This window comes from Pseudomonas sp. NY15356, from assembly GCF_048068175.1.
Taxonomy (GTDB): domain Bacteria; phylum Pseudomonadota; class Gammaproteobacteria; order Pseudomonadales; family Pseudomonadaceae; genus Aquipseudomonas; species Aquipseudomonas putida_K.
Genome location: NZ_JBLUPW010000023.1, coordinates 76,875 through 88,889 on the forward strand (window position 1 = coordinate 76,875; position 12,015 = coordinate 88,889).

Annotated in this window: 10 protein-coding genes; 2 read left to right on the plus strand and 8 right to left on the minus strand. The window is 63.3% G+C overall.

What is annotated here, in order from left to right; translation table 11 throughout:
• Nucleotides 1–98: 98 nt before the first annotated feature.
• A complete protein-coding gene (locus tag ACNFCI_RS17915) occupies nucleotides 99–911 on the minus strand; it encodes a tetratricopeptide repeat protein (protein WP_368829078.1) in 813 nt (270 codons plus the stop codon).
• A 208-nt stretch (nucleotides 912–1,119) separates the two neighbouring features.
• Here ACNFCI_RS17915 and ACNFCI_RS17920 point away from each other — a divergent pair, with 208 nt between their 5' ends.
• Nucleotides 1,120–1,677 (plus strand): WYL domain-containing protein, encoded by a 558-nt coding sequence (locus tag ACNFCI_RS17920; RefSeq protein ID WP_368829079.1) that lies wholly within the window; start codon nucleotides 1,120–1,122, stop codon nucleotides 1,675–1,677.
• Between the two features lie 125 nt (nucleotides 1,678–1,802).
• On the opposite strand, the gene ACNFCI_RS17925 is transcribed toward ACNFCI_RS17920, so the two are convergent.
• From ACNFCI_RS17925 to ACNFCI_RS17955, 7 genes are all read right to left on the minus strand, one after another.
• The gene (locus ACNFCI_RS17925; protein ID WP_368829080.1) at nucleotides 1,803–2,666 is read right to left on the minus strand and encodes an ABC transporter permease; all 864 of its coding nucleotides are present in this window, start codon (nucleotides 2,664–2,666) and stop codon (nucleotides 1,803–1,805) included.
• 14 nt (nucleotides 2,667–2,680) lie between these two features.
• Nucleotides 2,681–3,544 carry an ABC transporter ATP-binding protein gene (locus ACNFCI_RS17930; RefSeq protein WP_084856602.1) on the minus strand — a complete coding sequence of 288 codons (864 nt, stop codon included), beginning with the start codon at nucleotides 3,542–3,544 and terminating at the stop codon, nucleotides 2,681–2,683.
• A gap of 6 nt (nucleotides 3,545–3,550) precedes the next feature.
• Nucleotides 3,551–4,567, minus strand: coding sequence for an ABC transporter substrate-binding protein (locus ACNFCI_RS17935; protein WP_368829081.1), 1,017 nt, complete (start codon nucleotides 4,565–4,567; stop codon nucleotides 3,551–3,553).
• An 18-nt stretch (nucleotides 4,568–4,585) separates the two neighbouring features.
• The gene (locus ACNFCI_RS17940; protein WP_368829082.1) at nucleotides 4,586–5,485 is read right to left on the minus strand and encodes a TauD/TfdA dioxygenase family protein; all 900 of its coding nucleotides are present in this window, start codon (nucleotides 5,483–5,485) and stop codon (nucleotides 4,586–4,588) included.
• A gap of 248 nt (nucleotides 5,486–5,733) precedes the next feature.
• Nucleotides 5,734–7,092, minus strand: coding sequence for an HlyD family type I secretion periplasmic adaptor subunit (locus ACNFCI_RS17945; RefSeq protein ID WP_172403016.1), 1,359 nt, complete (start codon nucleotides 7,090–7,092; stop codon nucleotides 5,734–5,736).
• Nucleotides 7,093–7,099: 7 nt separating this feature from the next.
• Complete coding sequence (locus ACNFCI_RS17950) at nucleotides 7,100–9,256, minus strand: type I secretion system permease/ATPase (RefSeq protein WP_084856608.1); 2,157 nt, start codon at nucleotides 9,254–9,256, stop codon at nucleotides 7,100–7,102.
• Nucleotides 9,257–9,301: 45 nt separating this feature from the next.
• Entirely contained in the window at nucleotides 9,302–10,639 is a 1,338-nt protein-coding gene (locus ACNFCI_RS17955; protein WP_224457574.1) for a TolC family outer membrane protein, read from the minus strand.
• Between the two features lie 344 nt (nucleotides 10,640–10,983).
• On the opposite strand from ACNFCI_RS17955, the gene ACNFCI_RS17960 reads away from it, so the two are divergent.
• Nucleotides 10,984–12,015, plus strand: a 1,032-nt coding sequence (locus tag ACNFCI_RS17960) for a retention module-containing protein (RefSeq protein ID WP_416768090.1), incomplete at its 3' end; no start/stop codon positions are given.

Below are 12,015 nucleotides of genomic sequence, written 5' to 3' on the forward strand. Positions count from 1 at the left end.
AGTTTGCTAACTATCAATATTACGCCCTGCCCTCCCCCTGTCGTCAACCGGAGGCGACAGGTTGCCTGGATGAATTGTTGTTCATGTGAGCGTCGGCTTCAGCCTTGGACCTGGTCTTCCAGCTTCATGGTCAGCGCCAGCGCACTGCCCATTTCGATCGCCTGGTCACGCCAGCTCAGGTAGCGGGCGCCGTCGCGGCGGCTGTAATGCACCGCCAGTTCCTCGGCCGCCTGCATCACGCCTGCGGACGCCGCCAGCTCCAGCCAGTACAACGCGGCCTTGGTATCGACTTGTACATGGACGCCATGGAGCAACCGGTAGCCCACTTCGAAGCGGCAACGGGGTTCGCCCTGTTCGGCCCCACGCAGGAACCACTGGCAGGCTTCGGCCAGGTCGACCTGCCATTGCAGGGTTGGATCGCACACTTCTTCCTCGTAGAGGTCACCCAAGGCCGCCGCGGCATGGCACATGCCCCGCTCGAAGGCGTGCCGATAGCATTCCGCGGCCTGGCTGTACGACACCTTCACGCCTTTGCCGAAATAGTGTTGCTGGCCCAGGTTGAACCAGGCCATGGCGTCGCCTTGCATGGCCGCCATGCGCAGCAGGTGCCCGGCCAGCAGCGTATCGGCGCGCCAGTACTTGCCGTTGAGCCAGATCCAGCCCAGGTCATTGAGCGCCGCCACGTTGCCTTCCAGTGCCTGGCCGCGCAGGTCGCGGTAGACCTGCTGCGGGTCGTTCGACTCGTCCAGACGCGCGACCAACCTGGCACGCTCGCCTGGCAGTGTGGGCTGGCTGGGCAGGCCGATGCCGACGAAGTGCCGATGACGCAGGGCATGCCGTGCCGGGGCTGGCATGACCCGCTCGGGTAGAAGGCGCGCGAGCAGCGAATGGATGTTGCTGGCAGCAGACATGTTCATCCTCATTGAACGACCCACAGCTCCGACCACGACTGTGCGAGCCAGAGATTCTGCGCGACAGCACGTCAAAACCTGTCGCGGACGAATCGGAGCCAGGCAACCAAACGTCGGTTCCTTGATCTGAGCAACGCAATGGCCAATTGCCACGCATCCATGACAGCCGCCATGCTATTGCGGCAACCCTAGACAAGGACGTTCCGTTTTGCCGTTCGCCACCACCCGCGCCACCCTCAGCCGACAATGGGCGCTGCTGCGCCAGCTGCCCAGCCGCTCCCCGGGTATCACCAGCGCCGAGCTGGTCTGGCGCCTACGCGATGTGGGCTTCAGCGTCAGCAAACGCACGATCGAACGCGACCTCAACGAGCTGTCGTTGATCTTTCCGCTGGAACGCAACGACAAGAGCATCCCGTACGGCTGGCATTGGTCAGCCAGCGCCGTGGGTGAACAGCGGGGTAATTTCGACCTGCACGGCTACCTGCGCAGCGAAGCGCTGCAGCCGGTGCAGGAGGCAGGCATCACGCTGCAGGCCTGGATCAGCGACGCGCTGGCCCGGCAGTTGCGCGATGCGCCGCTGACCCGCGACATGCAGCTCACCGCACTGGAGCATGGGCACCGTCTGCGGGCCACAGTCAGCGATGGCGGGCCGCTGCGCTGGTGGCTGTTGAGCCAAGGGGGTGGGCTGGTGGTGGAATTGCCGCTGGCACTGCGCGAGGAGATTGCGCAGACGCTGAACAGTGCGGCGGCGTTGTACAAGGAGTAGGCACTGGCGTGGGCCCTATCGCGGGACAAGTCCTACAGTGATTTCGCAAGTCTTGAAAGCGGCGCGATCTAGGTAGGAGCTGGCGACAGCCTGCGATGGGCTGCAAAGCAGCCCCGGCTAAACCATCAACGCTGCATGCCCCAGCGTCGTACGGTCACCCGTTCCAGGCTATTGAACACCAGCCCTTCGACCAGCAAGCCGATGACGATCACCACGGCCAATCCGGCGAACACTTTGTCGGTGTACAGCTCGTTGCGGTTCTGGAAGATATACCAGCCCAGCCCGCCCTTGCCGCTGCTGGCACCGAATACCAACTCGGCCGCAATCAACGTGCGCCAGGCAAACGCCCAGCCGATCTTGAGCCCCGAGAGAATCGACGGCAGCGCCGCCGGTACCAGGATATGCAGCACCAGACGCAAACCGCGCAGCCCATAGTTGCGCCCGGCCATGCGCAGGGTCTGCGAAACCCCAAGGAACCCGGCATAGGTATTGAGCGCCAGCGCCCAGAGTACCGAGTGCACCAGGACGAAGATCAGGCTGTTGTCGCCCAGGCCAAACCACAACAGCGCCAGGGGTAGCAGCGCGATCGCCGGCAGCGGGTTGAACATCGACGTCAGGGTGCCGAGCAGGTCACGGCCGAACTGGGTCGACACCGCCAGGCTGGTCAGGGCGAAAGCCAGGATGATGCCCAGCACATAGCCCTTGAGCAGGACCACCAGCGAAACACCCACCTTGGCCGGCAACTCGCCGCTACGCAGGCCATCCCACAGCGCCGTAGCCGTTTGCAGGAAGCTGGGCAACAGCAGGTCGTTGCCTTGGAAGCGAGCGATGCCTTCCCAGATCGCCGCCAATACCAGCAGGATCAATGCCTTTCGCAACCAGCCGTGTTGCCAGAGACGCTGGACAATGGGCAGCCGCCGTTCGAGGGTTACATCGGGCAGTGGCGCCAGCTGCACTTCGTATTCCTGGCGTGCAGGTAGAGTCGTCATGGCACAAGCTCCTGTCAGTAGGCGATGCGGATATCGTTGAAACCAAGCTCCGCCGCGGCCTGCGCCTCAGGCGCCTGGTCGAACAGCAGGCGATGGATGCGCCGGGCGCTGGCCTGGAAGTCGGCACCGCCCAGGCTGCCAAAGCTGTACTGGTGGCTGTGCACTTCCGCTCGGACTCTGCCCGGGTGGGGCGAAAGCAACAGGATGCGGTTGCCGACCACCAAGGCCTCCTCGATGGAATGGGTGACGAACAGCAACGTGAAACGCACCTCCTCCCACAGCTGCAGCAGTTCCTCCTGCATCTTGCGACGGGTCAGGGCGTCGAGCGCGGCGAAGGGCTCGTCCATCAGCAGGATCTTGGGCTGGGTGGCCAGGGCCCGGGCGATGGCCACCCGTGCCTTCATGCCACCGGACAACGTGTGGGGATAGGCGTCTGCAAAATTGGCCAGGCCTACCTTGTCCAGGTAATGCAGTGCCCGCTCCTCGGCCTCGGCGCGCTTGAGCTGGCCGCACACCAGTAGGGGGAACATGACGTTTTGCTTCACTGTCTTCCACGGCGGCAACTGATCGAACTCCTGGAACACGACGATACGGTCGGGGCCAGGGCCCTTGACCGGCTGCCCTTGTAACAGGATCTGCCCTTCCCTGGGCTCGATGAACCCGGCCACGGCCTTGAGCAGCGTGGATTTGCCACAACCGGAGGGCCCCAGCAGGACGAAGCGGTCAGCGCGATCGATTTCGAAACTGACCTGGTGGGTGGCCCGCACCACGCGCTGGGCGGTGCGGTATTCAAGGCTAAGGTCGTCCACCTGCAACAGCGGTGGCGTGGCGATACGGCTCAGGGTGCTGGCCGCGTGGCCTGGCAGTGGGGCGGTCATCGGCGATCAGCTCCCTTGCAGCGGGCGTTCGTCCTGGAAGAAGTAGTCCTTCCACGACTCGGGCTTGTGCTTGATGGCGCCGACCCGGTAGAGGAACTCGGCCAGTTTGTAGGTGTTCTTCGGCGTGACGGTGAACTCGTACTGCGGGTTGTCGATCAGCTTGATCAGCGTGTCCCGGTCGATCTTGGCCTTGGTCACGCGGATATACGTATCGGCAGCGGCGGCCTTGTCCTTCTGGGCGAATTCAGCGGCTTCGGCCAGCGCATCGACGAAGGCCTTGTAGGTTTTGGGGTTGTCCTTGCGGAACTTCTCGGTGGCGAACAGCAGGGTCGGTGAGTTCGGGCCGAGCAGGTCGTAGCTGTTGAGCACCACGTGGACGTTCTTGTTAGCCAGCACCTGGTCTTGGAACGGCGGGTTGGAGAAGTGCCCGTTGAGCTCGGTGCCGCCGGCCAGCAGGGCTGCAGTGGCGTCCGGGTGCGGCACGGCCAGGGTGTACTTGTCCAGGCGGGCGTATTCCTTGTCGCCCCATTGCTGGGCCGCAGCGTATTGGAGGAAGCGCGACTGCACCGAGACGCCGACCGCCGGTACGGCGATGCGGTCGCTGGCGCCCAGGTCAGCGATGGTCTTCACGTTCGGGTTGCTGCTGACCAGGTAGTACGGAAAGTTGCCCAGCGAGGCAACAGCCTTGACGTTCTGCCGCCCCTTGGTGCGGTCCCATACGGTCAACAACGGGCCGACACCTGCACCGGCGATGTCCACCGAACCGGACAGCAGCGCGTCGTTGATCGCCGCGCCGCCGGAGAGCTGCGCCCAGTCGACCTGGATGTCGACGCCCTGCGCCTTGCCATGCTTCTCGATCAACTGCTGGTCGCGGACCACATTGAGCAGCAAGTAGACGATGCCGAACTGTTCGGCGATACGGATCTTGCCTTCGGCCTGGGCCGCCGGGGCGGCCAGGCTACCGACGACCAGGGTGACGCCCAGGCCGATGCTCGCCGCCAGGCGGCTGATGGATTTGCGCATGATGAATATCCTCGGTCGTCAGAAAGGGGCATCGCCCTGGATGGTGGTGCGGTACAGCTTGCGCCGCAGGTGCGCAGGGCAGCCGGCGGCCAGGTGGATCAACGAGCGGTTGTCCCAGAACACCAGGTCGTGAGGCTGCCAGCGGTGGCGGTAGATGTTCGCCTCGAGCACGCTCAGGGCGTAGAGCTGCTGCAGCACGTCGCGGCTTTCGTCGTCCGACAGGCCGACGATGCGAGTGGTGAAGCCTTCGCTGACGAACAGCGCCTTGCGGCCGTTTTCCGGGTGGGTACGCACCACTGGGTGGATGACTTCCTTGACCTCGGCCAGTTGCGCGGCGGTCAGGGTGGGCCGCCAGTCACCCTCGAACTTGGCCTCGGCATAACGGGCGGTGTAGGAGTGAGCGGCGCTACGGCCTTCGACCACCTTGCGCAAGGCTTCAGGCACCGCGTCCCAGGCCCTGTGCATGTCGGCGAACAGGGTGTCGCCGCCTTCGCTGGGCAGCTCTTGGGCATGCAGCATGGAGCCGAGGCTGGGCAGCGCCTTATAGGAGAGGTCCGAATGCCAGAACTTGCCGGCGTCACCCAGGCCGATGTTGCGACCGTTTTCGATGATGTTGGAAACGATCAGGATCTCGGGGTGCCCTTCGAGCAGGAACTGCTTGAGCACATGGATCTGCAGTTCGCCGAAGCGGCGGCTGAAGGCAATGTGCTCCTCGGGGGTGATGTGCTGGTCGCGAAACACCAGGACGTGATGATCGAGGTGGGCGCGGTGGATTCGGGTGAAGTCCGCGGCATTGATCGGCCGGGCCAGGTCGAGGCCTGTGACCTCGGCGCCGACGGCACCGGGGAATGGGCGGATATCGAAGGTTTGCGGCTGGGCGCTGTCGATGGACGACAAGGCGTTCGAGGCGGCTGGCATCTGTTCACTCCCACGCAATGCGCGACCAAGGGGCGCGCAACGATCAGAAACGCACGGGGAAATTCCCGTGTAGGTTCGAGTCGTGCGGCGCGCCGATTGGTCGGCAGGTACGCAGTGGGGATGACTATAAAGTCATAAGAAAGATAATTTAAATATCTTTAACGCATAAATATATGCGAGGCTACGCCCTCGTTTCGCGGCACAAGGCCGCTCCCACAGGCCCGACACCTGTGGGCAGCCAAGGAAGGTCACCGCTCTCGCAAGGCTTCCGATTGGGCCTTGATGATCGGCTTGAGCAGGTAGCTCATGATGGTCTTCTTGCCGGTCATGATGTCCACCGTGGCGACCATCCCGGGGATGATCAGCAGCGGCTTTTCATCGGTGCCCAGGTGGCTGCGGTCAGTACGCAGTTTGATCAGGTAGTAGGTGGTCTTTTTGTCTTCGTCGGTGATGGTGTCTGCACCGATCTGTTCCAGCTTGGCCTTGAGCCCGCCGTAGATGGTGTAGTCGTACGCAGTGAACTTGACCGTGGCCTCCTGGCCCGGGTGCAGGAAGGCGATGTCCTTGGGCAGGATCTTCGCCTCGATGACCAGGCTGTCGTCGAGCGGCACGATCTCGACGATATCGCTGCCCGGCTGGATCACGCCACCGATGGTGTTGACCAGCAATTGCTTGACGATGCCGCGCACCGGCGAGGTGACCAGGGTGCGGTTGACCCGGTCGTCCAGCGCCTTGCTGGTGGCGGTGGCCTTGTTCAGCTCGGTACGCGCCTCGTTGAGCTGGGTGAGGGCCTCGCTGCGGAACTTGCCGCGGGTTTCCTCGACCTTGCTCTGAACCTCCCTGATCGCCGCCTCGGCGCGCGGGATGGCCAGGGCTGTGGCATCCAGCTGGCCACGGTTCTCCACCTCGGCCCTGCGCAGGCGCAGGATCTCGACCTGGGAAATCGCACCCTGGGCTACCAGCGGCTCGGACATGGAGATTTCCTGGCGCAGCAGGCGCAGGCTGTTGGCGTACTGGGCACGCTTGGAATTGAATTCGCGCAGTTCCTGTTCGCGCTGCACCAGCTGTTGCTGCAGGCCGCCGATTTCGTCCTGCAGTTGCTGGCGACGGCTCAGGTACAGCGATTCTTCATTGGCTGCCTGGCTCGGTGCGGCCTTGCGCAACGCTTCGTCGATCTTCAACGGACGGTCCTCCACCTCGGCACTCAGCCGCTCGACGCGCAGGGCCATGGCCAGGCGGTCGGCCTCGGTTTCGCCGACATTGGAGGCGAAGCGGGTTTCGTCCAGGCGCAGCAGCGGCTGGCCGACCTCCACCACCTGCCCTTCCTTGGCGAAGATCTCGGCAACGATGCCGCCTTCCAGGTTCTGGATCTTCTGCACCTTGGACGACGGAATGGCCTTGCCTTCGCCACGGGTGACCTCGTCGATGTGGGCGAAGCTGGCCCAGACGATCAGGAACACGAAGAAGGCGATCACCCCCCAGATGGTCAGGCGCACGACACGCGGTGCGTCTTCGATCAGGGCCTTGTTGACCTCGGGCAAGGGCTGCCCGCCGAACGATTCCGAGCCTTTGAAATAGCGGCGCAGATTGTCCTTGAAACGCCCCATATCCAGCTTATGCAACACTGATCTGCCCCTTCTTCAGCGCATCCATGACCGCGGCCTTCGGGCCATCGGCGACAATCTGCCCCCGGTCGATGACCACCAGGCGATCGACCAGCGACAACAGCGAGGCCCGATGGGTGACCAACAATACCGTCTTGCCTTCGATCACCGCCTGCAGCCGCTGCTTGAGGCGTTCTTCGCCGGTGTTGTCCATGGCGCTGGTGGGCTCGTCGAGCAGCAGTATCTGCGGGTTGAGCAGCAGTGCACGACCCAAGGCGACGTTCTGCCGCTGGCCGCCGGAGAGGTTCTGGCCACGCTCGCCGACCTGCAGCTCATAGCCGTCCGGGTGCAGCCGGGCGAACTCGTGCACGCCGGCAAGCTCCGCTGCCTGCAGCACCAGCTCATCTTCGATGTAGCGAGCACCGCTGACCAGGTTGTCACGCAGGGTACCGGCCAGCAGCTGGATGTCCTGGGGCACGTAACCGATGTTGTGGCGCAACTCGCTGACATCCACCTGGCGGATGTCCACGCCATCGATCAGCAGTGAGCCGTTGTCGGCCTGGTAGAGGCCGACGATCAGCTTGGCCAATGAGCTCTTGCCCGAGCCGCTGCGGCCAATGATGCCGACCTTTTCGCCCGGCCGAATGTTCAGGTTGATACCCTTGAGCGCCTGGTTCTGCTGGTTCGGGTAGGTGAAGTCGACCCCTCGGAACTCGATGGCGCCTTGCAGGGTGCGACGGCTCATGGGCCGCTCCTCGAAATTGCGCTCCTGGGGCAGCTCCATCATTTGGTCGGTGGCGGTCATGGTCACCTTGGCCTGCTGGTAGCGCGCCAGCAGCCCGTTGAGCTGGCTGAGCGGGCCAAGGGCGCGACCGCTGAGCATGTAGCATGCCACCAGCCCGCCCATGCTGAGCTGGCCGTCGATGATCAGGTAGACGCCGACGCAGATCATCGCCACGCCCGCCAGCTGCTGGACCAGCGAGGTGATGTTCATCGCCAGGCTCGACAGCATCTTGACCCGCAGCTCCAGGCGGCTGAGCGTGCCCAGCGTCTGCTCCCACATGTACTGGCGTTCGCTTTCGGCGTTGTTGACTTTCACCGCATCGAGTCCCGCCAGGGTCTCGATCAGGCTGGACTGGCGCTCGGCGGCCAGGGCCATGGTCCGCTCCATGGTGGCCATCAAAGGTTTCTGCAGGGCATAGCCGATACCCAGGGCCAGAGGGAAGGCAATGATCGGGATCCACACCAGGTGCCCACCAATGATGGCGATGACGATCAGGATGAGGACGGTGAATGGCAGGTCGATCAGGCTGGTGAGGGTCAGCGAGGCAAGGAAGTCGCGCAGCCCCTGGAATTCATGGATGTTCTGGGCAAAGCTGCCGACCCTGGCGGGGCGGTACTTCATGGCCATGCCGACGATGCGCTCGAACAGGGTCGCCGAAATGATCAGGTCGGTCTTCTTGCCGGCAAGGTCCAGGCAGAGACTGCGCAAGCCCTTTAGGATCAGGTCGAAGATATAGGCGCCCGTAATACCGATCGCCAGCACCCACAGGGTCGAGGTGGCCTGGTTGGGCACCACCCGGTCGTAGACGTTCATCACGAACAGCGGCGCGGCCAGGGCGATGAGGTTGATCACCAGGCTCGCGGCGATGGCATCGATGTACAGCCAGCGGCTGCGCATCAGGGTATCGCGGAACCAGGAGCGTGCACGCGGAATCAGGTTGCCGTGGTTGACGTCGAACTTGTGCTGCGGCTGGGCGAAGAACACCAAGCCACTGTAGTCGTCCAGCAGCGCCTCGCGGCTGACATGCACCTCGCCACCGTCGCTCTCGCTGAGCAGCAGACGTGCAGTGTCCTGGTTCTCCCAGCCGAGCAGGACGGCGCTGCGCCCCTCCTTGAGCAGCAGCATGGCCGGCATCGCGATACTGGGGATATGCTCGAGCTTGCGCTGCAGCAAGCGCCCCTGCAGGCCAGCCCGGGCAGCCGCGCGTGGCAGCAGCTCGGAGCTCAGGCGCTGGGCAGGCAGCGGCAGGCCGGTGGTCAGCATGGCCCGGCTGGCGGGCTTCTGGTGCAGGACACACAGGGTCAGCAGACTGTCCAGCAAGGGGTCGTCATGCTGACTGCGTGGATCGTGGCTGAGTTGGACTCGACGGACTTCGGATTCCACGCGGCGCTCTCTTCATCCTTGGTTTAGATGGGGCGGGTGCGCCTTTCAGTTCATGCCTGGAAGGTTCACCTTGGGTTTCAGGTCGTTCTGCACAACGGTGGCCATGGGGGCTACGACACCCTGGCTCTTGAGCAGCTGGCCAATGGTCGCCTTGATTCGATACTGAGTAAACAATTGTAGGTTCTTTACTTCTACGAGACGACGCTGGGCGGTGAAGGTTTCATTCTCACTGTCGAGCAAGTCGAGCAACGTGCGCTCGCCGAGGCTGAACTGCTGCTGATAGGCACTGCGTACACGGTTGCTATGGTCGACATATTGCTGGGCGATCGGCAGCTGGGCATTGGCGTTGTCCAGAGCATTCCAGGCCAGGCCCAATTCTTCATTGAGCTGGCGCAAGGCATTGTTGCGAATGTCCAGCGCCTGATTGGCCAGGTACGACTTGGACTGCAGGTCGGCCTTGTTGCTGCCGCCGGCATACAGATTGAAGTTCATGCGCAGCATCGCCTGCCACTCGTTGTTGTGGCCGCGGGCACCGTCCAGGTTGTTATCGGCCGTGCGGCCAAGTTCTGCATCGAAGCGAGGGTAGAACGTGGACTTGGCCGCCTCGTACTGTTTCTCCGCAGCCGCGATATCCGATTCGGCCGAACGCAGCACCGGGCTGCTCTCGATCATCTGCAAGCGTGCCTCTTCCAGGTTGGCCGGCAGAAGGTCGATGAACGGCGCGGGTTTGCTGAGTTCATCGGGCATCTGGCCCACCACGCTCAGGTAGTTGGTGTTGGCATCGGCCAGGTTGGTCTGCTCGGTAATCAGGTTGTTGCGCGCCTGGGCCAGACGCGCCTCGGCCTGGTCGAGGTCGGCCATGCGGCCCACACCACGGCTGGTACGCAGCTGGATCTGGTCGAGGATGCGTTCGTGATTGCGCAGGTTGTCCTCGGCCAGGCGCACCATCTCGCGACGCGCCAATACATCCAGGTACACCTGGGCGACCGTCAACGCGGTGCGCTCGGAAGTCCCCATCAGCGAGTAGGCACGGGCGTTGACGGTGGCTTGTTGACGTCCGACCTCGCTGGAGGTGGCGAAACCGTCAAAAACCATTTGCCGAAGACGCACGGCGGACTCGCCACGGTTCAACGTTTCCCATCGATTGCCGGTGCTCGGGCTGTCGGTCCCCTCCCGACCATAGCCGGCCGTCAGGTCGACCCGCGGCAAATAGCCGCCCTGCGCGGCGCGCAGTTGATAGTCCGCAGCCACCCGGGCATTGACTCCGGCCTGGATTTCCGGATGCACCTCGAGCGCCTTCTGCATGGCTTCAGGCAAGGTTTGTGCTTGGGCGAAAGTGGCGGCGAAAGCCAGAGGAATAGCGGTGAACAGTGACGCACGCATTTTTACTGATTCCCGAGGGAGCTGTTGTCCCAAATCACAGCCGTAGCTGTTCCAACCTTGGAAAATGGCGGCCTGATGGACCGTAGTACGGACTTCCGGAGGGGTACTGGATGTACGAAGGAAGGGTGGCTGCCGGTTAAATATCAATGTGACATTACTTGGACGATTGTTTAGGATGGCAACCAGAAGGTCAATAGTTTGGCATAAAGTTAATAGCCAGAAATTATAGCCATAAATTTGACGAATTAATGCGTCAAAACTTTTTTGAAATATTCCATCGGAAGGCCGCACGCGTACATCGGCTGGGCATGGAAGCCATCTGAACGGGAAACCCGGAGAGTCCAATGAGCAGTGTTGTTGCTATCGTCAAAAGCATTGTTGGCCAAGTCATCGCAGAATCCCCTGAAGGTATCCGCCGTGTACTGGTCGAAGGCGACCGCCTGTTCGCCGGCGAGCAGGTACTGACCGGCCCGGGTGGTGCCGTCACCCTGGAGCTGGCTGATGGCCGCCTGCTCGACCTGGGCCGCGACACCCAATGGAGCGCCGACACGCCCGACAGCACTGCCGACTTGAGCCAGGCGACCGCCCAGGCGGCCCCCTCCGTGGAAGAACTGCAACAGGCCATTGCCGCAGGCCTCGACCCGACCACCGAACTGGAGGCGCCTGCAGCAGGCCCGGCCTCGGCGGGTGGCAACGGCGCCCTGGGGGGCGGCCATAGCTTCGTGATGCTCGAGGAGACCGCGGGGGCCGTGGACCCGACCATCGGCTTCCCGACCGATCCGCTGGGCTTTGCCATCGCGCAGGCCAACGAGGAAATCGGCGGGCTCGACCCCAACGGCACGACGACCGACAATCTCCCCGTCGCGACTGGCCTGACCCTGACCGCCACCCCTTCGATCACCGAAGCAGGTGGCGTAATCGTCTACACCGCTACGGTGGGCCAGCCGCCACTGACGAACCTGACCGTGACCCTGTCCAACGGCGCTGTCATCGTGATTCCGGCTGGCCAAACCAGCGGCAGCGTCAATGTCACCATCGCACCAAATGACACGGTGTATGTCGACGGCGGCGAGATCTCCGCCTCCATCACCGGCACCAGCGGTGGCAATGGCTTGGTCGTCACCCCGGACACGCGCCCGGCGGTGACCGAAGTCACCGACACCATCGACAACACCACCGCCACGCTGACCGCAACGCCGAGCGTGAGCGAAGGCGGTGTGATCACCTATACCGTGACCTTGAGCAACCCGGCGCAAACGCCGGTCACCGTGACCCTGTCCAACGGCCAGACCATCACCATCAAGGCCGGCGAGACCACCGGTACCGTGGACTTCCAGACCCCGGCCAATGACGTCTACAACAATGGCAGCACCGTC